14 protein-coding genes and 1 tRNA gene are annotated in these 24186 nt (G+C 48.8%); 12 read left to right on the forward strand and 3 right to left on the reverse strand.

The genetic code is table 11. The features are described 5' to 3' along the window. Window positions 1-134 precede the first annotated feature (134 nt). The 7 genes from GPK90_RS03745 (at window position 135) to GPK90_RS03775 (ending at window position 9610) form a co-directional block, all read left to right on the forward strand. Window positions 135-206: transfer RNA gene (locus GPK90_RS03745), tRNA-Gly, on the forward strand. 458 nt (window positions 207-664) lie between these two features. Further along, window positions 665-1984, forward strand: coding sequence for an ATP-binding protein (locus GPK90_RS03750; protein ID WP_117471125.1), 1320 nt, complete (start codon window positions 665-667; stop codon window positions 1982-1984). Between the two features lie 281 nt (window positions 1985-2265). Continuing rightward, window positions 2266-3009, forward strand: a complete 744-nt coding sequence (locus GPK90_RS03755) for a LytTR family transcriptional regulator DNA-binding domain-containing protein (protein ID WP_215702201.1) — start codon at window positions 2266-2268, stop codon at window positions 3007-3009. A 256-nt stretch (window positions 3010-3265) separates the two neighbouring features. Next, the gene (locus tag GPK90_RS03760; protein WP_215702202.1) at window positions 3266-5164 is read left to right on the forward strand and encodes an MBG domain-containing protein; all 1899 of its coding nucleotides are present in this window, start codon (window positions 3266-3268) and stop codon (window positions 5162-5164) included. Between the two features lie 192 nt (window positions 5165-5356). After that, complete coding sequence (locus tag GPK90_RS03765) at window positions 5357-6889, forward strand: sodium/proline symporter (RefSeq protein ID WP_215702203.1); 1533 nt, start codon at window positions 5357-5359, stop codon at window positions 6887-6889. Between the two features lie 277 nt (window positions 6890-7166). Continuing rightward, entirely contained in the window at window positions 7167-8360 is a 1194-nt protein-coding gene (locus GPK90_RS03770; RefSeq protein ID WP_118533337.1) for a M20 family metallopeptidase, read from the forward strand. A 308-nt stretch (window positions 8361-8668) separates the two neighbouring features. Beyond that, window positions 8669-9610 carry a ketopantoate reductase family protein gene (locus tag GPK90_RS03775; RefSeq protein WP_118299082.1) on the forward strand — a complete coding sequence of 314 codons (942 nt, stop codon included), beginning with the start codon at window positions 8669-8671 and terminating at the stop codon, window positions 9608-9610. Window positions 9611-9820: 210 nt separating this feature from the next. On the opposite strand, the gene GPK90_RS03780 is transcribed toward GPK90_RS03775, so the two are convergent. Both GPK90_RS03780 and GPK90_RS03785 read right to left on the reverse strand, forming a co-directional pair. Continuing rightward, window positions 9821-11227: a sensor histidine kinase gene (locus tag GPK90_RS03780; protein WP_215702204.1), complete on the reverse strand. Its 1407-nt coding sequence runs from the start codon at window positions 11225-11227 to the stop codon at window positions 9821-9823. A 258-nt stretch (window positions 11228-11485) separates the two neighbouring features. Beyond that, entirely contained in the window at window positions 11486-12172 is a 687-nt protein-coding gene (locus GPK90_RS03785; protein WP_215702205.1) for a response regulator transcription factor, read from the reverse strand. A gap of 251 nt (window positions 12173-12423) precedes the next feature. Between GPK90_RS03785 and GPK90_RS03790 the strand changes: the two genes are divergently transcribed. From GPK90_RS03790 to GPK90_RS03810, 5 genes are all read left to right on the forward strand, one after another. Next, complete coding sequence (locus GPK90_RS03790; RefSeq protein WP_346011206.1) at window positions 12424-13647, forward strand: efflux RND transporter periplasmic adaptor subunit; 1224 nt, start codon at window positions 12424-12426, stop codon at window positions 13645-13647. A 2-nt stretch (window positions 13648-13649) separates the two neighbouring features. Next, window positions 13650-16652, forward strand: coding sequence for an efflux RND transporter permease subunit (locus GPK90_RS03795; RefSeq protein ID WP_215702206.1), 3003 nt, complete (start codon window positions 13650-13652; stop codon window positions 16650-16652). A 165-nt stretch (window positions 16653-16817) separates the two neighbouring features. Beyond that, window positions 16818-17975, forward strand: a complete 1158-nt coding sequence (locus GPK90_RS03800; RefSeq protein WP_215702207.1) for a TolC family protein — start codon at window positions 16818-16820, stop codon at window positions 17973-17975. A gap of 93 nt (window positions 17976-18068) precedes the next feature. After that, window positions 18069-19319 carry a TolC family protein gene (locus GPK90_RS03805; protein ID WP_215702208.1) on the forward strand — a complete coding sequence of 417 codons (1251 nt, stop codon included), beginning with the start codon at window positions 18069-18071 and terminating at the stop codon, window positions 19317-19319. 660 nt (window positions 19320-19979) lie between these two features. Then, on the forward strand, window positions 19980-23267 hold the full coding sequence (locus tag GPK90_RS03810; RefSeq protein WP_346011207.1) for an InlB B-repeat-containing protein: 3288 nt from the start codon (window positions 19980-19982) through the stop codon (window positions 23265-23267). 157 nt (window positions 23268-23424) lie between these two features. Here GPK90_RS03810 and GPK90_RS03815 read toward each other — a convergent pair whose 3' ends face one another. Then, window positions 23425-23856: a hypothetical protein gene (locus GPK90_RS03815; RefSeq protein ID WP_118533321.1), complete on the reverse strand. Its 432-nt coding sequence runs from the start codon at window positions 23854-23856 to the stop codon at window positions 23425-23427. Between the last annotated feature and the right edge of the window lie 330 nt (window positions 23857-24186).

Raw genomic sequence — 24186 nt, forward strand, 5'->3', positions numbered from 1 at the left:
TAGGGCAGAGGTGGAAGTGCAGTAATGCATGGAGCTGACTGTTACTAATCGGTCGAGGGCTTATCCAGGAAGGTCAAGTGGAGATTCAAAGGTTGATGATGTTCAATATGTGGTTTTGAAGGTATGTTACCTATGCACGAGTGGCTCAGTGGTGGAGTATCGCCTTGCCAAGGCGAGGGTCGCGGGTTCGAATCCCGTCTCGTGCTCGCTTTTTGAGGATATCCAGTGTGGGTATCCTCTTTTTTTGTGGAAAAAGAGTTTGCGATGCAGATGAAGTGTGGATAAATAACTAAAATGAAAGGATCATCAAGTGGACAGCAGGTTTCTTGAGTGTTCGAGCCCTGCCGGGTTTGAACGGTTCGAATGTCTACGCTTCGCTCCGGTCGTCGCAGGCGAACGTCCCCCGGACGTTCGACTGCGACGTCTCGTGCTCTTTTTTTATAAGGATATCCAGTGTGGATGTCCTTTTTTTGTGAAAAAATCATTTACCAGCGGTGTCTATTATAAAAAGTTGCTTGAAAAAATTTGCACTTTATCGAAAAAGTCACTTGAAAAAGTTTATATTTTATCAAAAAGTCGTTTAAAAAAGTTTGTTATATCTTATATAACTCCCTTGAAAAAATGAATATTCCGTTGTACTCTATAGAAAAGAGGTGAAATCATTATGCTGAAAAGAAAAATTGAAAAAAAATTAATCGCTTGGAAAAACACAGAAAATCGAAAACCATTGATTATTAAGGGGTGCAGGCAATGTGGCAAAACATTTTCTGTTCTTGATTTCGCAAAGAAAAATTATAAAAATGTTGTGTATTTGAATTTTTTTGAAAATCCAGACTATGTTGCTGTATTCTCAGGCTCTCTGGAAGTAGATACGATTGTTATGATGCTCTCGGCCTTACTTGGTAAGGAAGCAGTCTTTGAAAGTGGCAATACTGTTTTAGTCCTGGATGAAATTCAGGAGTGCCCAGAAGCTCGAACAGCTTTGAAATTTTTTCGCATGGATGGGCGTTACGATGTGATAGGTACGGGATCACTTTTGGGTGTAAAAGGATATGGAAAAGAACCAAAATCGGTCCCAGTTGGGTCGGAAACGGTAATTGATATGTATCCACTGGATTTTGAAGAATTCCTGTGGGCAAATGGAATTGAAACTCCGGTGATTGAACTGTTGAAAACATGTTTGCAGAATGAAAAAACAGTTCCGGAAGCATTGCACAAGCGTATGAAACAGTTGCTCTTGCAGTATACAGTTGTTGGCGGCATGCCGGATGTGGTACAGACATTTGTAAGCACAAAACAGATGGACGAAGTTCTACAGATTCAACGAGATATTGTTCGGTCATATGAAGATGATATGATAAAATACGCAGAAAAAAAAGATAAATCAAGGATCAAAGAATGTTTTCAGTCTATTCCTAAACAACTCAGTAAAGAAAATAAGAAATTTCAGTATTCAATTGTCAAAAAGGGATCTACCGCTTCAAAGTATGCTGGAAGCTTGCAATGGATCGAGGATGCAGGTATTATTGTGCGCTGTTATAATCTTAGTATTACGGAACTGCCTTTAGACGGAAATGCAGAAGAAAATACATTTAAAGTGTATATGCGCGATTGTGGTCTGTTTGTCAGCATGTTGGAGGATGGTACGCAATACGATATTCTTCAAGGAAATCTTCATGCTTATAAAGGAGCAGTTTTCGAAAATCTGATTGCTGATATTTTCAGTAAAATGGGAAGAAAACTTTACTATTTCCATAAAGACAGTGGACTTGAGGTGGATTTTGTGATCCGTTATAAAGGTGAATGCACATTGGTAGAGGTAAAAGCATCTACAGGTAATACAAAAAGCACCAGAACAATCCTGAATCATCCTGAAAAATACCATGTCAGTCATGCAATCAAACTTGGAGACTATAATGTTGGACGTGCGGAACAGATACTTACACTTCCACTCTATATGGCATTTTTGCTAAAAGAAATATAAAAGTGTGCATCTTTTTCAGGGAGCTACGTAGCACTGACTTTATCTAGATATTATACTTCGCAATATATCAAAATAAAGCTGATATATTGCGAAGTGATTGTCTCATCATTCTGCTATTCGATCTGTTTATTTCTCCTTTTATGTCTTTCTGTGTTTGGAAATCTCAAAAAACCAAATTTCGACATCTTGTGCAGGAAGAATTGATTCTGCTGTGAAATCCACTTATAATTTCAGATATAAAAGCTTCAATAAAATATAAAATCTTACGGAGGAACTGTTTCATGCCAGAAGAAAGATACATAACGATCGTTTCGGAGAGGAAAACGATCGCTTTAAGAGTGAGTACGATCTTATATGTTCTGATGAATGGAAAATACGCAAATATCCATGTGCTGGGAGATCAGGTGTATCGGACGACGATGACTCTTGGGGAGATCGAGGAGAAGATCGGGGACGGATTTTTGCGGGTGCATCGCGGCTGCCTTGTGGCTGTCATGGCAATTCACAACGTCACGGATACCATCAATCTCAGTAATGGGGAATCCTTGGGGTATACGGCCCGTAAGAAAGGGGAGATCATAAAAACACTCCGGAATGTCCAGCAGGGCATGATCCGGGAATTTCAGAATCATGGGGTTCCGATGACGGATGATGAGTACCATGACTATTACCGCAGTTTCGATCAACTCCCATTCGCATTTACGGATATCGAGATGGTATTTGATGAGGAGAAACGAGCAGTTGACTGGATCTTCCGCTATGGAAATCCGGAACTTGCGAGGCTGGAAAAACTGCCGTTAGACCGGCTGATCGGAAATTCATTCGGAAGTCTTTTCAGCAATATGGATTCCAAATGGCTTCGAAGCTATGAACGGGCCGTCCTTTACGGGGAGAAACTGGAGCTCATCGACTACAGCCCGGAAATCGATGCGAATCTGAAGGTCACATGTTTCCCGACTTTTCCGGGGCACTGCGGCTGCATCCTGTTCAATATTTCGGAGATCGAATTTGTGAACAGCAGATAGCAACTATTCGTTCCAAGTCTATTGATTGGCAAATGAAAAATAGTAGAATAAAGTCTGATATTTGAGCTGGTGAAAAGTTCGATATATTAGGAAAAAAGTCTTATGATGACAACACAAAGGAGATGGCAGTATGAGAAAACGACTTCAAAGAGCAGCCGCGATCGGAATGGCGGCAATCCTATGTATACAGAATGCGTAGTTCGGTCTGACAACATTTGCGGATGAGCTTTCCGACTTCGCGAGGATGGAAGGAATTATGAATGCACAGGCAATGCGCATGACACCGGCAAATGCTGTTAAAAATTTGTCAGGGGGGGTGCTTGCTGAGGATAGTGATAAAGGAGAAAACGGAGAGATAAAAGAAAATCTGGATGGAAGCAGAGTCTACGATGGAACTTCTGTGGATATCACACCATCGACAGACGGAGACGGTGCAAGAAGCTATATCGTTGAAAATACAGAGACGGGTGAGTTCCTGACAACGGACCCGGTCAATGTGGGAACCTATAAGGCTACGTATTCGGTCGCAGAGGGAACCAATTATCAGGCAGGTTCAATCTCGTATGAATTTGCAATCACAGAGGCCGAGATGAAAAACGTCACGGCAAATGGATATGATGGAATCTATGATGGTCATTCACATATGATCGAGGTTTCTGTACAGGATGAGCTTGTAAAAGATGAGGTGGTAGAATACGGACTGGAGCCGGATACTTATACCGGAACAGATGCACCGGAACTTATCGATGCCGGAACTTATACGGTTTACTATCAGATCACAGCACCGAACTACAAACCTTACACAGGAAGCGCGATTGTAACGATCACGCAGAAAGAGATTCAGGTTGTGACAGCAGATCAGGAGACAACCTATCTGGAAGAAGCTCCGAAGTTTACCGTTGATTCAGTAAAGGGCATGGTAGGAGAAGAAACTCTTGAAAATCAGCATGCGGTTTTATCATTTGTCACTGCATATACAAAAGGCAATGATGTCGGGGAGTATGCGGTTCAGGCAGTGGTAGATGGCCTGAAGAACTATAAGGTCGAGGTTGTACCGGGTACATTGAAAGTACAGCGCAGAACTCCGGTATTTACCGATTCTGCAAACCTGTATATAACTCGCGTCTATGACGGAAAAGCTGTGGATCTGACTCCGGTAACGGACGGGGACGGAACGATGAGCCGTGTGATTACGAACCGGGAGACGAATGAGGTCTTAACGTCTGATCCGGTCGATGTGGGAGAGTACCGTGTGGTTTACCGTGTTTCGGAAGGAAAGAATTACACGGAGGGAAGTGTTTCCTACGACTTTGCGATCACACAGGCTCCGCTTGTGATCACTGCAGAGGATAAGAACGTTGTATTCGGAGCAAAAGCGCCGGAGTATACAGTTGTTTATGATGGCTTTGTAAACGGCGAGACGGAAGCGGTTCTTACCGGAACTCTGGTTGTAACCTGCGATTACACAGAGGAAAGCCGTGAGTCTGCTTATGAGATCGTTCCGTCCGGACTGTCTGCAAAGAACTATGCGATTACCTGGAAGAATGGCGTTCTGACAGCACGCTATCCGGAGAGTGACAATGACGACTATGAGGAAACTTCCAAACCGGCGAACAGCAAGATGCCGAAATCCGGAACCAACAATCCGGGACAGGGAGCGACCGCGAAGGATGCGAAAAAAGGCTATGTGAATGAAAATTCCGGTATTGTTTCCGGAAAGACACTTACCGAAGAAATGTTAAAGAATGACAACGGAAGTCTGAATGATGGCTACAGTCACTGGATACAGACAAACGCAGGCTGGTGGTTCCGTTACGCAGACGGAAGTTATCCGAAGGCAGCGGGAGCAGTAAATTCCGGATCCGGCAATTCTTCTGCAGCTCAGAGTTATGAGTGGATTCAGATCGATGGAAACTGGTGGGCATTTGATACAGATGGCTATCTGGCTACCGGATGGATCTTTGATCCGGTTTACGGAAACTGGTTCTATATCGATGTCAACACCGGTATGAAGACGGGCTGGGTTCTGATTGACGGAAAGTGGTATTACTTTAATCCGTTTTCCGACGGAACAAGAGGAATCATGTTCGCGAACCGCATGACACCGGACGGCTGGTTTGTCCGGGAGGACGGAAGCTGGGATGAGAAGCGGTAATGATACCGAAATCAGGATCCCATGAAAATTGAACAAAGGCAGGAAAAGGTCGGCACGGGAAATGTGCCGACCTTTTTTTCGGACGCAAATCCCCGGAAAACACTTGCAATCCGGCCATTTTCTGCTATACTAAACTACATTAACGCTTTATTAAACTAATATAGCAGACTAAAATGAGAGGAAGTATGAAAAATGAATGGAGCAATCATCGGTGTTTTTCTTGTGATCATTGCCTATCTGGTGATGATGCTGGCAATTGGTTTCTTTTATTCTAAGGGAAATAATGACTCCAGTGATTTCTATCTTGGTGGCAGAAAATTAGGTCCTTTTGTGACGGCCATGAGTGCGGAGGCATCGGATATGAGCAGCTGGCTGTTGATGGGACTGCCGGGAGTGGCGTACCTCAGCGGTATCTGTGACGCATCCTGGACTGCGATCGGACTTGCCATCGGTACATATCTAAACTGGCTGATTGTGGCAAAACGAATCAGGAGATACAGTGCAAAGACGAATTCAATCACATTGCCGGATTTCTTTGCAAACAGGTATCGTGATGATTCGAAACTGTTATTGGGAATTTCCGCAATTTTTATTATTATCTTTTTTGTCCCGTATACAGCGTCCGGATTCGCGGCATGTGGAAAACTGTTCTCCACATTATTCGGAATTCCGTATACGGCGGCTATGCTGATCAGTGCTGTCGTTATTGTCGGTTACACAGCACTCGGTGGATTTATGGCGGCGAGCTTTACGGATCTGATCCAGAGTATTGTTATGACGATCGCGCTTGTCCTTGTGGTATGTTTCGGCGTATCCATGAGCGGCGGTGTCAGCACTGTCCTTGCAAATGCGAGAGAACTTCCGGGATTTTTATCCCTGACAGCGACATATGACAGTGCATCAGGAACTGCATCTAATTATGGAACAATTACAACAATTTCCACACTTGCCTGGGGACTCGGATATTTCGGCGTGCCCCATGTACTTCTTCGCTTTATGGCGACAGAACATGAGGACAATATTGCGATGTCCAGACGCATCGCGACGGTATGGGTCGTAATCTCTATGGCAGTTGCAATCTTTATCGGCGTTGTCGGTTACAGCCTCTCAAAGAATGGCGTGATGGCAGAGTTAAAGGGATCCGCTTCGGAGACGATCATCATTCAGGTTGCGACACTCTTAAGCCAGCATGGATTCCTCGCGATCGTGGGTGCGGGAATCACACTCGCCGGAATTTTAGCCTGCACGATGTCCACCGCAGATTCCCAGCTTCTTGCTGCATCTTCCGCTGTTTCTGAGAACCTGTTAAAGGGAATGTTCGGCGTAAATCTTACCGAGAAGAGAACGATCCATGTTGCCCGGGCGACGGTTCTCTTTATCGCAGTGATCGCAGTATTTTTAGCGGGAAATCCTGACAGCTCCGTATTTGGAATCGTGTCCTTCGCTTGGGCTGGATTCGGTGCAGTGTTTGGACCTGTCGTTCTTGCGGCATTATTCTGGAAACGTTCCAACAGGAACGGTGCGCTTGCCGGTATGATCGCAGGCGGAGTCATGGTATTTGTATGGAAATACTGCGTTCGTCCGTTAGGCGGTGCATGGAATGTGTATGAGCTTCTTCCGGCGTTTATCGTTGCAATGGTCGTTCTGATCGCGGTCAGTCTTGCGACCGGTGAGCCGTCGAAGGAGATTCAGGATGAATTTGATGCGGTGAGAGAAGGAAAGTAAGCTTCTTAGCGGCTGAGCAGAAAAAATGCGCACTATGTTCTCATTACTTGCGTGATGAGGTTGGTGCGCTTTTTTTAGTGCGGAGTGTATTGAAAAGAAAGAGAAAAAGAACTATAATGCACATTAAGAGACCTGACAAGTGGGTTTTTGCCAGAACTTAAAAAAATATTGTGGTGACTGCTGAAGCTGAACAGAGCGTCAGATTTATTTATGCGACGGAACGGCTATGATCCGTCCTATACACCGCAGAAGATAAATGAAAAGGAGATTGTGGACAATGGATGAATTACAGCAGAAAATTGTGGATTATGTAGAAGCAAACGGAAAAACATACCAGCAGATCGCGCTGGAGATCCATGAGAAGCCGGAGGTCAGCAATTATGAGTTCTTCGCTTCCAAACGCCTTGCAGATCAGATTAAGAGTGTCGGGTTCGAGGTGGAGATGCCGGCGGCCGGTCACAGAACCGGGTTTGCGGCGAGCTATAAATCAGGGAAACCGGGTCCGGTCATGGTGTTCCTTGCGGAGTATGATGCCCTTGTAGGACTTGGACATGGCTGCGGACATAACCTGTTTGGCGCAACTTCTTCTCTTGCGGCGGCTGCGTTAAAAAGCGTGATCGATGAGGTCGGCGGTGAGGTCCGTCTCTACGGAACACCTGGTGAGGAAGGCGGAGAGAACGGAAGCGCGAAGGGAAGCTTCGTCCGTGAGGGATATTTTAAGGACGTCGATGCGGCTCTTTCCGCACATCCGGGCGTCGGTCATCATCTGACAGAGAAGACACTCGGCTGCGTGCCGATCGATATCGAGTTCTGGGGGAAAGCGTCCCACGCGGCAGCAGCACCGGAAAAAGGGATCAATGCCCTGGATGCCCTGATCCAGACATACAACTCCATCAATGCGCTTCGCCAGCACCTGAGTGATGATGTGCGGATCCATGGGATCATCGTAAACGGCGGTCAGGCGCCGAACACAGTTCCGGATTATGCGGCGGCGAAGTTCTACCTGAGAGCGGCAGCAGCAGACACTCTGAAGGACGTCTACGCGAAGGTTGAGCGGATCGTGGAAGCTTCCGCGATGGCAATGGGTGCAAAGGGCAGCATGAAGCCGTACCAGAACTGGGTTGAGAACATGGTTCCGACTCCGTCCTTCGATGCAGTGTATGCGAAGAATTTGAGTCTGTTCGGGGAGACTGCGGAACCGGCAGGGGAGCGCCTCATGGGTTCCACCGACATCGGAAATGTTTCCCAGGTCGTTCCGGCGATCCAGCCGACGATCAACATCAGCGACGAGCCGATCAAGGGCCACAGCAAGGAGATGGTTGCGGCGGCATGCTCCCAGAAGGGACTTGATTCCATCCTGCTCGGAGCGAAGGTGCTCGCATTCACAGCCCTGGATCTGATCCGGGAGCCGGAGACCTTGAAGAAGATCAAGGAAGAGCATAAGTACGAGGTTGAGCATCAGGCAGACTGATATCGGTCAGAGAATGTGAAAAACGGGGGATAAAAAGACAGTCTATTCTTATGTGCTGATTTCCTCCAAAATATGGAAAATTGAGATTTTAGAGTTGTGCGCGCATTTTTGCAGATTCCGCAGATGCGCGCACTTGTTTACATCAATCATGCAGCAGAATTACATGGAATCCGGAGTGAAAAATACTGATAAAATTATAAGAAAAGGCAAGCAGGTATATTGCAGAAACAAAATGCCTGCAGATTGCCTGGCGAAGTAGTCATCTGCACAACGCAAACGAAAAAGAAACAGAAGAGGAGAACATCATCATGAAATACGTCATCATCGGTGCCGGCGGTACCGGAGGAATTCTTGGATTTTATATGACAAAGGCGGGAAAAGACGTGACACTGATCGCAAGAAACGCCCACCTTGCCGCGATGAAGGAGCAAGGACTTACTGTCCGCCATCTCTGGGATGGAACGACGGAGACAGTCCCTGTCAAGGCGGAGAACATGGAGACTTATGAGAGCATGATCGCCTCCGCCGGGGAAGCTGCGAAGCCGGACGTGATCCTCGTGTGCGTGAAGGGATACTCTCTTGACAATACAGTTCCGTTTGTTCAGAAAATTGCAAAAAAGAGCACAATTGTGATCCCGATCCTCAACATCTACGGGACAGGAAGCCGCCTGCAGAAGAAGCTTCCGGAGCTTCTAGTGACGGACGGATGCATCTATGTCTCTGCGAATATCGAAGGTCCGGGGGCCCTTGTCCAGCATGGAAAGATCCTGCGGGTCGTATTCGGCGTGCGGGAGAAAAGCGAGTTCCGGGAAGAATTAAAGGAGATCGCAAAGGACTTTTCCGACAGCGGGATCTCCGGCGAACTTTCTGAAAACATCCGCCGGGATGCGCTGGAGAAATTCTCCTACGTCTCTCCGATCGGGGCAGCAGGTCTCTATTATCATGCGACGGCGGCCGATTTCCAGAGAGAGGGCGAGGAGCGCGAGACATTCAAGGCGATGATCCGCGAGATCATGGCGCTGGCGGACGCGATGGGCGTCCCGTTTGAGAAAGATTATGTGAAGGTGAACCTGGAGATCCTGTCCCACCTAGCTCCGGAATCCACGACTTCCATGCAGAGGGATGTCATGGACGGAAAACAGTCGGAGATCGACGGACTCGTCTACGAGGTCGTCCGCATGGGAGAGGAGTACCATGTTCCGACACCGGAATATAAAAAGATAGCGGAAAAATTAAAAACTACAATATAAAATCTGGCAGAAATATTTATGGGAAAATACAGACAGAAGGAAACTTATTAGCAGCCATTCTGTGCAAGTTAGAAAAGTGCAGCTGACTTATTTTTGATAGCTCTGATTATAGCTCAGGGTCATCAAAGAGAGTCAGCTGCACTTTTGATTTACGCGAACAACGAGCTAAAGTCCGCTCTTGCGCGAGACCTTGCGACTGTAGTGATATAATCAGGTTTTGTCTGCCTGCAAAGAAGGATCGGGCGGGGCAGAAACGGTGACATCAAACCAGAACACGGTTTCCGTGTCATCGGACGATACCCCGTACTTCATGCCGTGGGCGTCGAGAATCGTGCTGACGATCGAGAGACCGATGCCGGTTCCCATGCGGCGGCCGCTCTGGTGCTGGCTTCGCTGGTAGCGCTCCCAGATGATCTCCTGGTCCTCTTTGGAGATCGGGGTTCCGGGGTTTTTGACGGAGAGACGGACCGTTTTTCCGGTCTGTTTCAGGGCGACGGTGATGAGTTCGCCCTCCGGGGTGTGGTTGATCGCGTTGTAGAGGAGATTCCGGAGAACCTGACTCAGCTTTAGCGGATCTGCCGTGATGAATACAGACTCAGGATCTGACTCAAAATGGATCCGGATCCCGTAGGTTTCGGCGGCTGCGGCGCAGTGAGAAGTCTCGGATTCCGCGAGTCCCGCAAGGTCAAAGAATTCCGGATGGAGCCGGATATAGCCGGACTGGAGCTGGGAGTAGTCGAGAATGTCGTTGACCATCTCGCTCATCCGGTTCGATTCCTCGATGATGAGGTCGAGATCTTCATTTCTGGCGTCCTCGTCTTTCCAGTGGATGTCGCGGACGAGCTCCGCATATCCGGAGATCACGGAGAGCGGGGAGCGGAGTTCATGGGAGACATTCGCGATGACTTCTTTCCTGAGGACATCGACTCTCGCGAGTGCCTGGCCGAGAAGTCCGACCGATTCCGCGAGTTCGCCGAGCTCATCATGACGTTTTACATCGGCGCGGGCGGAAAAGTCGTTCGCGGCGAGCTGATCGACCGTGTGCTTGATCGCGAAGATCGGCTTTGTGAAATACCGGGAGCAGACGGCCGCGAGGACGGCTGCGGCGATCGTTAAGAGGATGGTCAGGAGAATGAGCTGGTAGCGGTTGTAGTTAAAAACGGTGTCAGTCCGGATCATGTTTTCGATCAGGAGATAGGCGTCCTCCCCTGCGTAGGTAATCGGAACGCCGATGTGGATGGAAATCGTTCCGTGGTCGCCGTTTAAGACTTTCTGGTAGGAAAGACGGTTTCTGACGTTGGCAAATTCGTCCGTATCCCGGATAAACTCCCAGACATGGTACTCCGGCTCCTGTTCCACGTCAAAGAGAAGATGGCCGTAGCTGAAAATTTCATTGAGTTCCCCCGCATCGTCGGCGAGAAAGATCGTTCCGTCGATCAGGCGGCTGAGGAACGGAAGGAGCTTGTCATCCTCCGCGAGATCGCGGTCAGTCAGATCGTTCATGATCGGCTGCATCTGTTTCAGGGAGGTCGAGAGCGCCGCCTCCGCGTAGGTGTGCTCAAACAGGAAGACCTGGACGAGCCACATAAAGACGGCGGTGAGCGCAACGAGCCCCATCATCATGCCCCAGAGCTGGAAGACTAGACCGGGGGCTTTTTTTTTGTGTGCTCTGTGAAATGACGATTTTGTTTGATTATTCTGGTTTGATATATTTTTCATGTTTATTAAATAAATTGATAATATAATCCGGCAGCTGCTTTTCTATGCCTCTGATATTGAGTTTCGTGTATTGTGCGGTGCGTGTCATTCCGTCTGCGCATTTTTCCGTTAAAACGGGATCCATAATGCACAGCGGATTCAAAAAATCGTGATCCGCTACAGATTTTCAATCTTCACGTCCGGATCAAACTTATACCCGACTCCCCACACGGTCTGGATCATGGCGCGGTACGGACCAAGGCGGTCGCGGACGGATTTTACATGGGTATCGACGGTGCGGCCGTCCCCGAAGTAGCTGTAGCCCCAGACATCCTGGAGGAGCTTGTCGCGCCGCAGGACGGTACCGGGATTTTTTGCAAGCTCTAAGAGCAGATCAAATTCCTTTGGAGCCAGGACGAGCTCTTTCCCGGCGACGGAGGCGATGCGGGAATCCGGCCGGATCTCGAGTTCTCCGTATGTAAAGGAATTGCGGACGGGAGTCTTCCGGTTACGTTTTAAGACGGCGCCGACCCGCGCCATCAGTTCCTTCGGGCTGAACGGTTTTGAGACGTAGTCGTCCACGCCGAGGCCGAAGCCGGTCAGCTTGTCATATTCCTCGCTCCGGGCGGTCAGCATGATGACGGGGATCTCGCTCGTTTTCCGGATCCGCTCTAACGTCTCAAAGCCGTCGAGTCCCGGCATCATGACATCGAGGATGACGAGGTCAAAATCCGCATCCTGTAATTTCTCGAGTGCGGAAAGTCCGTCCGCGGCTTCCTCACACTCATAATGTTCCACTTCTCCGTAGGTTCTTACGAGTTTTCTCAGACGGATATCATCGTCCACAATTAAAAGTTTTGCCATGCCGGTAAACCTTCTTTCTTAATATTAAAAATCTGCAAATGCTCTTAAATAAGATATATCATAAAATTCCGATCCGGAAAAGCTTCCTCACAAAGTCCTCACAAATTCCTGAAATTTTTCTCACAAAGTGTTCACAATTGACTTTTATAGTAAAACGCGATAATGAAACAAATTCCTGCTTATGGAATGGAACTTTAAGGAAAATTCTGTGGTGCAGGAGTTGACAGGAATGTTATAGGAACTGCAGGAAAGTGAGAGATAGAAGGGAGTATCAGATCATCATGAAGAAAAAGAACATCATCCTGTGCGCGGCGGCTGGTGTCGTTGTCGTTGCGGCAGCGGCCGGCGTGACGGCCATGAAAGGTTCATCCGGCGGTGATAAACAGGGCATGGGCGGTGGTCCGGGAGGCGGACCGGGCGGAATGGGCGAGATGGAACAGCAGACCCAGACGACCGTGGTCCGCGCCGAGGAGCCGGAGACGGGAAACATCTACCTGACAACGGAGCTCACCGGGACTGTGGAGCCGGATGATGTGGTCCATGTCTACGCGAAGGCATCCGGGGACATCACGGCGGTCAATGTCAAGGCGGGCGATACCGTGACGAAAGGCCAGGTGCTCTTTACGATCGACACGGAGCAGGTCGATACGGCGAAGAACTCCGTGGATTCTGCGGCGGTCAATCTCCAGAAAGCGCAGAGCGACCTCGCGAGAATGCAGATCCTTTATGATGGCGGCGACCTCTCGGATCAGGAATATGAGCAGTATACAAATGCGGTGAAGACCGCGCAGCTCCAGTATAATTCCGCAAAGACATCGTATGATCAGCAGGTCGGTTACAGCAGTGTGACGGCTCCGATCTCCGGAAAGGTGGAGAGCTGCAGCGCGGAGGTCTATGACCGGGCGAACATGAACGGGGAACTCTGTGTGATCTCCGGGGAAGGAGAGAAGAAGGTGACATTTTATGTCACCCAGAGAATGCTGGAAAACCTCTCAGTCGGCGATACGCTGACGGTCGAGAAGAGCGGAAAGACCTACGATGCCGTGATCAACGAGATCAACACGATGGTCGATGATGCGACGGGACTTTTTAAGATCGAGGCGCAGCTCGCTGATGCAGATGATGCGGCGACTGGAAGTACCGTAAAGCTCACGGTCACGACCGGAAAAGCCGAGAATGTCATGACGATCCCGGTGGATGCGGTGTATTACAGCGGCGGAAAGGCGTATGTATACCTCTATGAGGACGGAAAGGCGAAGAAAGCTTCGATTGAGGTCGGAATCAACGATGACGATTATGTGGAGGTCACAGACGGACTTTCCGCGGACGATCTCGTCGTGAGCACCTGGAGCAACAACCTGTATGAAGGCGCGGATATCCAGCTTGCGGGAAGCAGCGAGAGCGCGGGCGGCCAGAATGCCCCGGTCGGAAATGATAACAGCGCAGCCGGCAGCAGTGCCGCGCAGGAGGGCTGATCATGGGACTTACGAGATATGTATTAAAACGTCCGGTCACGACGATCCTGGCACTCCTCTGTATCCTGGTTTTCGGTATCTCCTCGGTGTTCAGCGCGACGCTGGAGCAGATGCCCGACACGGATCAGCCGATGCTCATCATCCGTGCTTCCTACCAGGGCGCGACGCCGGAGGACATGGATGAGCTTGTGACAAAGCCCATCGAGGACCAGGTCAGCCGTCTGGAGGGCGTAAAGAGCATGTCCTCGACCTCGAACGAGGGAAATGCGATGATCATGCTGGAGTATGATTACGACGCGGACATGGATGACGCCTACAACGAACTGACAAGATCCTTAAACAGCATGCGGGGACTCCCGGATGACTGTACGACGAGCGTCATGGAGATGAACATGAACGGCGGAAACGACATCATGCTCTCCATCTCCCACGACACGCAGGAAGATCTCTACGATTACGTCGACCAGAACATCACGCCGGTGTTCGAGCAGCTCTCCACGGTGGCTCAGGTGGAATCCATGGGCGGTTCCTCCGAGTACGTGAAGGTGGAGCTCGATCCGGTAAAGATGAAGCAGTACAAGGTGACGGTGAACCAGATCACGAGTGCCATGGCGGCAGCGGACCTCTCTTACCCGTCCGGTGACGCGCAGTACGGTGATCTTTCCCTCTCCGTAACGACTTCCGCAAAGGCAGACACGCTCGATGACCTGAAGAAGGTGCCGATCACGACCCAGAGCGGAAAGATCGTCTATCTGGAAGATATCGCGGATGTGTACACGACGGAAGAACAGATGGGCGGCGTGTCCCGCTACAACGGACAGGAGACGATCTCCCTCTCCGTATCCAAGAAGCAGGACAGCTCCGCAATGAAACTTTCTTCCGATGTAAAATCGGCGGTTGAATCCCTGGAAGCGGCAGATTCCGGGCTTCACATCGAGATCGCCCGCGACAGCGCCGACAGCATCAAGTCATCCCTCATGGACGTTGCGCAGACGATGGTCCTTGCGGTCGTGATCTCGATGGTCATCATCTGGCTGTTCTTCGGTGATATCAAGGCATCCCTGATCGTCGGAAGCTCGATCCCGACCTCCATCCTGGTGTCCCTGATCCTGATGACGCGAGTGGAATTCTCCTTAAACGTCATCACGATGAGCGCCCTGGTCCTCGGCGTCGGCATGATGGTCGATAACTCGATCGTTGTCCTCGAGAGCTGTTTCCGTGCGATGGACAAAATGGACGAAAAAGGCTTTGTGGAGTACGCGAAGGCGGCTCTGGAAGGTTCCGGACTCGTTGCCATGTCCGTCCTCGGATCGACTCTCACGACCTGCGTCGTATTTATCCCGCTGACAACTTTAAACGGCATGAGTGGACAGATGTTTACCCCGCTCGGCTGGACGATCGTATTCTGTATGAGTGCATCCCTGCTCTCCGCGGTCACGGTCGTTCCGTTGACGTACATGTTATATAAGCCGAAGGAGCGGGAAAAAGCGCCGCTTTCCGGTCTGATGAAACTGTTGCAGGCACTTTACAGACATGTGCTTCCGACAGTATTAAAGCACAAGGCGATCGTCATGTTAGGCTCTGTCGGACTTGTCGTCCTGACCTTGTTCCTCGCGAGCGGAATGCAGAGCGAGCTCATGACGGCGGATGACAACGGAACGATCTCCGTGACGATCACGACGAGACCGGGACTTCTCGATGAGAAGGCGGATGATATTTTAAATCAGGTGGAATCGATCGTGAGCAGCCATGAGGACGTGGATTCCTACATGCTCCGCTATAACGGCAGCAGCGGTACGGTCAGCGCCTACTTAAAAGATGACCGGAAGATGAGCACGGATGAGATCGTTTCCCAGTGGGAGGACGAAATGTCCGGTCTTGAAAACTGTACGATCGAAGTCGAGGCGTCCTCGTCCATGAGTTTCATGGGACGGAGCCGCGGATATGAGGTCATTTTAAACGGTTCCGATTACGATACGGTAAAAGATACCGCCGACAAGATCGTAAATGAGATGGTTGCCCGCGATGATGTGAAGAATGTCCACTCCGACGTGGAGAACACGGCCCCGGTCGTATCGATCAATGTCGATCAGGTTGCAGCGTCCGCGGAGGGACTGACGGCGGCATCCATCGGACAGCAGGTAAAGACGATGCTCGATGGCACCGAAATCGCGACCCTGACGATCGACGGAAATGAGGTCAGCGTCAAGGCTGAGTATCCGGACGGCATGTACCGGACGGTCGAGCAGGTGAAGAACATGCTGATCACGACGGGAAGCGGCGGAAGTGTCGCACTCTCCGACGTGGCGGATGTCGTGTTCAAGGATAACCCGTCCTCGATCTCCAAGACGGATAAGTCTTACGAGGTTACGATCACGGCCGATTATACCGGTCAGAATGTCAAGAATCTGATCGACAGCGAGGTCGTACAGCCGAATCTTCCGAACGGCGTGACGATCGGAACAAACTCCATGAACCGGATGATGGCGGAAGAGTTCTCCGCCCTGTATCAGGCGATCGCAGTCGCAGTATTCCTGGTATTCGTGGTCATGGCGGCGCAGTTCGAGTCACCGAAGTTCTCCTTCATGGTCATGACGACGATCCCGTTCAGCCTTGTCGGTTCCTTCGGACTTCTGAAGCTGACCGGCACGACCATCAGTATGACATCTATTTTGGGATTCCTGATCTTAATTGGTACGGTCGTAAACAACGGTATCCTTTATGTGGATACAGTCAATCAGTACCGGATGACGATGGAGCTTAAGACTGCCCTTGTTGAGGCCGGAGCGACACGTCTCCGCCCGATCTTAATGACAAGCTCCACCACGATCCTCTCCATGATCCCGATGGTGCTCTCCACAGGAAGCAGCGCGTCCACGACGAAAGGTCTGGCGATCGTAAATATCGGTGGTCTGACGGCTGGTATTCTGGTTGCATTATTCATTCTTCCTGTTTACTACGCGATCATGAACGGTAAGAAGGAGAGAAAGGTACTGGATATTTAAATTGGGGTTTAAAATAAAAGGTCATAAAAAATGATTAAATTAAGGATTAAATTTAAAGGTTTCATTAAAAAAGGTTTAAAAGGATAAAAAGGTTTTGGGAACACCCTGGGGGAATTTATCCCCAGGGCGGACCTGTATCTGCCGCAGAAAGGAATGGATATCAGCATGAAGAAATGGAAGATTGCAGGCTTGTTCGCTATGGCACTTATGATGAGTGTGACGCCGCTCCAGGCGTTCGCGACCAGCCCGGAATTTGCATATGCAGCGGAAAAATGGGCGTCTCTCCAGGATAACAAGCTGGAATACGGGGAGATTGCGGACTTGATCCACGAGTACAACACGACAGTCCGCCAGAATGAGCTGGACTACCAGAAATATAAGGGAAAGACCAGCACGGATATCGCAAAGGAGTATTATGATTCCGCAAGCGAGGTATCCGAGCGGATCAGCTACCCGGACGATGACAGCGCAAACTACGCGGGACAGATCTCCCAGGCGTTAAACAGCGAGATCTCCGTGGATAACCTGACGGAGCAGGGAGATAACAACGTGGATGACGGTGAGATAAAGCGCCTTGGATATGAACAGGCGGAGAAAAGCATCGTGCAGCAGGCACAGAAGCTGATGATCTCCTATTATAGTGGGAAGGCATCCCTGGATACCTTAGAGGATGCAGTGACCCAGGCGGAGACCACATACACCCAGGCGCAGACGAGAAAATCCGCGGGAATGACCCTGCAGTCGGAGGTCGACAACGCGGCGGAGGCGGTTACAAATGCGAAGGCGTCCCTGCAAGCCGCGAAGAGCAGTTTAGAGCAGACGAGACAGCAGCTCATTATCATGTCAGGCTGGAACTACAATGATTCCGTGGAGATCGGAAGTCTGCCGGATGTGGACACCTCCGCAGTTTCCTCCATTAATGTGGATTCAGATATCCAGACAGCTATTGCGAACAACTACAGCATTAAAATTACGGAGCGCAGACTTGCGAACTCCCAGTCGGAGAACAACAGAGCGACTTATACAAGCACACTGTCGAATCAGAAAGACACGGTTTCCACAAACGTGAAGAACGCCTACAACAGCCTGGTACTCGCAAAGGACAGTTACGAACAGGCGAAGACGAACTATGAGCTTGCGGAGAAGGAACGGGCAGCAGCAGAGCTAAGACTCTCCGCCGGAACCATCACAAAGAAGACATACGCAAAGCAGGAATCTGCCTGCCTTTCTGCGAAAACTTCCATGGAATCTGCAAGGTTAAGCTTTCTCACCGCGAAGGTCACATATGACTGGGCTGTGGCAGGACTGGCGTCGGCGTCATAAGTTCCTTTTTGCCGGGAATGATTCCTGTCACAGCAGAAAAACGCAAAATGGCATGGAATGTAGTTTGGGAATGAGTTGATGTGAGGTGAAAGAATGAAAACATATAAAAAATGGATGGGCGGTCTGCTATTCGGCGCGGCAATTTTCGCGGCAGCCGGAGGTGGGAACAACGCGGACAGTATCCTCGGAAATATGCATGGATTGATTGCCGGAGCGTTCTCATCCTGCAAAATCATATCTTACGCAGCGGAATCCGATTCCGTAGATTCAAGCCAGATCACGAAGATCGAGTACAGCGATCTGCGGGAACTGATCAAAGCGGGAAACTTTTCCTATCTGCAGAGTCAGGACAGCCAGAACCGCCAGAGTGCGCCCTATGAAAAGATGCACGAGACGTTAAAGGAAGAGTACAACTACCTGAAAAAGATGGCGGACTCCTATAAGGATGACGGCGATACAGAAATGCAGGCACTCTACGAGAATAACGCGAAAAATATCCGCACTTCCATGGCGCAGGTGCAGTCTACGATCAACCGAATGAATTCCGCAAATCAGGAGAAGACCATGGAGGATCTGGCGGATACCCTGGCGGCATCGGCACAGAACCTGATGAACTCCTACAACCAGATGGCAGCCAATGTGGCGGCGATGGAAAAAAATGTGGAGGCGGCGCAGAGTTCCTACGACGCGGCGGTGAAGAAACGGTCGGCTGGTCTCATCAAGGATACGGAGCTGGAGTCGGAGAAGAGCAGCCTGGAACGGCAGCAGAACTCCCTGGCATCCCTGAAAGAGCAGCAGAGTGAATTGAAGGAAAGTCTTCTGACGCTGCTCGGACTTTCCGGGCGCACCGATGTGGAGATCGGCACAGTCCCGGATCCGGATATGGCGGCGATCCGTGCAGTTTCTGTGGAGAATGACCTTCAGACAGCCATCAGCAACGATCCCACCTGGGTCAGCGAGATGAAATCAAAGGTCACCGGAACGGATAACCGGGAGCTCAGAAAGCAGCGGATCAGCGAGGCATCCCAGAACGCGGAGATCAGCCTGAGATCCACATACGAGAATCTCCAGAATGCCGTATCCCAGTATGAGGCAGCGGAGAGCGCCTATTCCGCCGCAAAACAGGCATGGGATACGGTGCAGAAGAAGCAGGCAGCAGGCATGCTCTCAAAGAACGCCTATCTTTCCGGTGAATCCGCATGGCTCTCCGGCGAGGCAGCGATGAATACGGCAAAACTGAATCTCGTCTCCGCCTACGAGTCCTATGTATGGCAGGTGGCCGGTGTTGAGACCGGCGCCACCGCCGGAGCTTCCGGCGGTGGCGGGGCACCGGCCGGAAGATAGAAAAACGTAGCAAAAAGAGTACATGTAAAAGTGTGCTCTTTTTTGCGCTTTTCAGAAAAAATACCGGGGCCGATTTTGGATGTAATAAAGGTGGTATATTTAGTTTATAAATTTTAGAAAATATTCAAATAACTTGTTTTGGTAAAAATTAGTGCTATAATATACCCCGTATGTAAATTGTAAAAATTCTTAAATCAAGCGGAAGTTATAAGGACTTACTTTGGCATGACCACACAAGATAAGAGAATATAATACTGATTTGCAAATAAAAAGAAGGAGAGACTGCACATGAAACAACGATGCTTATCGTTGGTATTGGCAATTAGTATGATCATGGCCTCGGCAAGTCCATTTTCATACGCAAAAGATACCCGGGGGGAGGTATTGCAAAATACTAGAACGACTACTACAGATGAAACAGAAGAGATACTGCCGATAAAGGCAACAGATTCAGAGGCATCTGATATACAGAAATACCCGTTGGATGACAAAGAACACATAGCAAGCGCTTCTAACCCAGCTCTTTTTGCCACAAAAAAGACCAAACAGAAGGCTGATTTGCCCGATGGTATTTATTTATCCCAGTCAGATGGCGATGATGGAAACACGGGACTAGACAGGGAAAACGCAGTCAAAACGTTTGAGCAGGCTAAGAGCTTGATGGAAGAAAACTCATTTGAACATGTATATCTCTGTGGAAATTATGTGATAGACGGAACAGAAGAATGGGATCTGGACGGAAAAACATTGAACCGTTACGGATTTATAAGCTATATGATCGACCTGAAGGGTGAGAACTCAAATCTTACGCTCAGCAATATCGTGATCGATGCGGAGAACACCATTAAGAATCCGGACGAGAGCGAAACAGGAGATTCGATCATTCAGGCATTTCATGGAGGAAGCCTGACACTGAATGATGGCGCGATCCTGGAAAACAATAATGCCCAGATGATGGGAACAGCTGTATTCGGAATCAATGGATTCAATATGACGATGAATGATGGTGCGGTTATTCAAAACAATACCAACCATAACGTGCATTATGGTGGAGCAGTGACAATCGCAAATAATAGTACATTCACGATGAACGGTGGTCTGATCACTGGAAACACGGCGAACCGCGGTGGTGGTGTAGCGGTTATTGGATCCTCAATGGTCATGAATGGGGGTTCCATTGAGAAAAACAAAACCTACACGATAGGCAGCCAGTTCGGCTATGGCGGAGGAATTTATCTTGCGGACTGGCAGGATATGTCAGGAGTAGGTGAAAATCACAATCAGCTGCTTACTTCATTACCGGCTTCGTTTGTTATGAATGGTGGCGAGATTTCAGAAAATGTGGCTCAAACCTATGGCGGCGGTCTTGTAACGTTCCCCCAGTCAGGAAACAATAGTCCGGAGGTTTCGGTTGAAATCAATAACGGCATAATTGCGGATAATGAGGTGACAGACGGAAGCGGTGGAGCGCTTGCGATGTTTTTCAATAGTACAAAATTCCGTATGAATGGTGGAAAGCTGATAGGAAATAAAGTATCAGACTTTGGCGGTGGGATTTTTATGTACAGTATGAAGGGAACCGGCGAGATCTCAGATGGTCTGCTTTCAGAAAATGAGGCAGCCTTTGGTGGTGGAATCATGGTACAAGATAATACCGAACTTTTCATAAAAGGCGGTACAATTTCCCAAAACCAGGCGAGCGGTACAGGTGGAGGCTATTATATCTGGCGTGGGTCACAGCTACGTCAGACAGGCGGTTCCTGTCAGAAAAATAAAGCAGAAAATGCCGGGGGCGCATATATCTCCCCAAATTGTACATTTACCATGACAGGCGGCGATGTATCTGGCAATAATCCGGGCGATCAGAAAAATACTACGGGTGATGGAATATATGTAAACGGCTTTTTTGAAATGGGAGATTCCGCACAGGTCGCTTCCGACAATGATGTGTATCTTCCGACGGATCATTATATAAAAATGATATCGGAATATACAGGAACAACCAGTGAAGCACCAATCATGATTACGAGTGAGGAAGATCATGTCGAGAACCTCAGCGCAATTGGTACAAAATTAGTATTATATACAAATGAAGCCGGTGGAGCGGAGGCAGCGAAAACGGCTGATCTCGACAGAATCTTTGTTCCAAGTAAAAAAATGCATTCAGGGCTGGCGATAGGAGAAAGCCAGCATGAAACGGACTGGATGACATATATTCCAGGGATAAGAATCCATTATGAGTGGGTAGGAACATGCACGCCGTCTGACGCAAAGCCTCCAGTGGATGATGCGGTTCGCGTTAACAGCGCATATACGGCAAAATCGCAGGAGGAATCAGAAGAGGGATATAAATTTGATGGCTGGTATCTGGATCAGGAACTCACTCAGAAATATGTGGATGGAACGACATTGAGCACAGATACGGTTCTTTATGGAGAGTGGAAAGAAGATCCGGATTCCGCATACGCGATCACGATCACACCGATGGATATTACGGTCTATGTTGGCGGCAATGGATACAAAGGCGTAATCGGATCGGATAACCAATTTGCTTCCAATGATCTGCCTGAGATGGGATATTACCTGACTCTTCCGGCAAACATCAGTCAGGCTCTTCAGGATGAGGGAGCGGGCAGTGATGTGAGCGATCATATCGAACTGACCTACGATGATGGAAATGGAACGACAATAGTATGGAATCTGAAGCTTTATGGAGATGAGGAACACAGCTCCTCAACGCTGAATGGAACAGAGCACCGGATTTATCGGATCCTTCCAGGTAAGGTAAACGGCACGGATGAGACCATTCCGGTCGGTCTGAAATTTATGGCACCGGATGGATCTGTCATTGTCAGCTCTGATTTCCCGGTCAAGGAAAATGATACATTCCGCGACTACAAGGTAGATATTTATTCCGTTAACCTGAATGCGTCTCTTATCCGCGCAAAGATCAAAGTGGGAAATAAGACACTCACTCGGACGGTACGTGCGGGAACTGGAAATTTAAAAGTTCGAGGGAATGTGGAAGAAAATTTTTCTGACGTGACATATGGAGGACCGAAGCTCGAGCTCGATACTCCTGAGCGGATTCTCGCAAGTGCCGCACAGCCAGATACGATGTACTTTATTAATAAGGGAAATGTCAAAGTGACAGATCCGTCCGGCGTTCGCCTACTGGTGGATCAGAGTCTGGGCGATGGTTCCCTGGCAGAGTATCTTGATAAGAACGTCAATACAGATGGAAGATTTTCGTATATTTTCAAATACCTTGATCTAGTGGACACCCATAATGGAGACGCGTATGTGACAATGGCAGAGGGACAGAAAATGAATGTCTACTGGCCAGTACCGAAAGACGCGTCCAGAGATTCGGAATTTCGGATCATCCATTTTGAGACGCTTCATCGTGAAAGCAACGTGGATACAGGTGAGCAGTTGAGACAGAATCCACCAACCGAGATTTCATGTGAAAAAATTGTGATTGCTGGAAAGGAGTTTATCACTTTTACGACACATTCATTTTCGCCGTTCGCGCTGCTGTATGAAAAAGGCGGCTCTGGATCCACAGATCAGCCGGTTGATCCGAAACCGGATCCATCGAATCCGGGAACTCCGGTTAAATCACCGAGCAACGCGAACCGATCGGATTCCTCCGATGATTCTGATGACTCTGGTTCTTCAACAACAACGAGAAAGAATCAGACGGTAACTACAAATACCACTACATCGACGAATACAACGGAGACAGATCAGACAGCAGGAGGCACGGATGAGACCAATCTTCCGGGTACTACGGGGGAAAATAACGAGTCTACCTCTGAGACGGTAGAAACAGATGAAACAAAGCTTCCGCAGACAGGACAAACCTGGTGGCCGGTATGGTTGTTGATGATGGCTGGCGGCGCACTGATTTTTGCGGGTCGGTCATTGAAGAAACGCGAGAAATAAATAAAATGCAGAGAGGGAGATCGCATATTTGAGATACTATGCGATCTCCCTTTTTACAGAAAAGAAAACATAAAAAAAGGCTATCATGAAAAGCAAATTTTTGGTAGGAACCGGCCTTATCATGATTGCGGCGGCCTTATGTCACAGGCTAAGTGAGTCAAAGAAATTTCTTCATATGATTTCTGAGATTTTCTTCCATCCCGGTGAGCTCGTCCGCGAGTTCCATGGCGGCCTTTGAGGCACCGGAATACTGATTTTTATAACCGCATATGGTCTTGATCCCCATATTACAACCGTCAGTGACAATACTGGCGGCTTCTTTGTCTCCGCCTTTTGCCATCATCCTCATTTCTGTGGACATCCAGGACCAGGCGGATGCCATTTTGCCCGGCTCTTTTCCCTGTTCTTCCATGGCACGCAATGTCTTTTTGATCCTCAGATCGAGATCCTGGTGCTTTTCATAGCTCGCAGTGATCTCATTCCATAATCCCTGATCGGAAACAAAATCCCGGATCTGTTCCAGACTCTCCGCCGCCATCGCGCATCCGGAATCGCATTCCCGGAGCAGATCGACTGTGTGTTCTTCCATTGTGATCATCCTTTCTATTAAGAAGGTTTTACAGGTCAGCTTCCGTGTGACGGATGATAAAAAATCCGTCATGGATCAGGCTGATCCGTATATATGAAAAGTATGGGAAAGACAGAAGAAAAATATACATTTTGTTATGGGCAGGAAGTGAAAGCGGATCGGGAATCTCTTTGAAAAATGCAGACGGAATTTCGGACATGCGGCTTTGTGCGGAGAAATTTACGGATCGGGCTCCGGTATGGACAGAAAAATTTAAGAAAATTAAAAATAAAGAGAAAAATGGATCAGTTGAATCAAGAACCTATTTATGTTATGATGGTAACGGTCGAC

It is taken from the genome of Clostridium sp. MCC344 (assembly GCF_018785365.1).
Lineage (GTDB): Bacteria > Bacillota > Clostridia > Lachnospirales > Lachnospiraceae > Pilosibacter.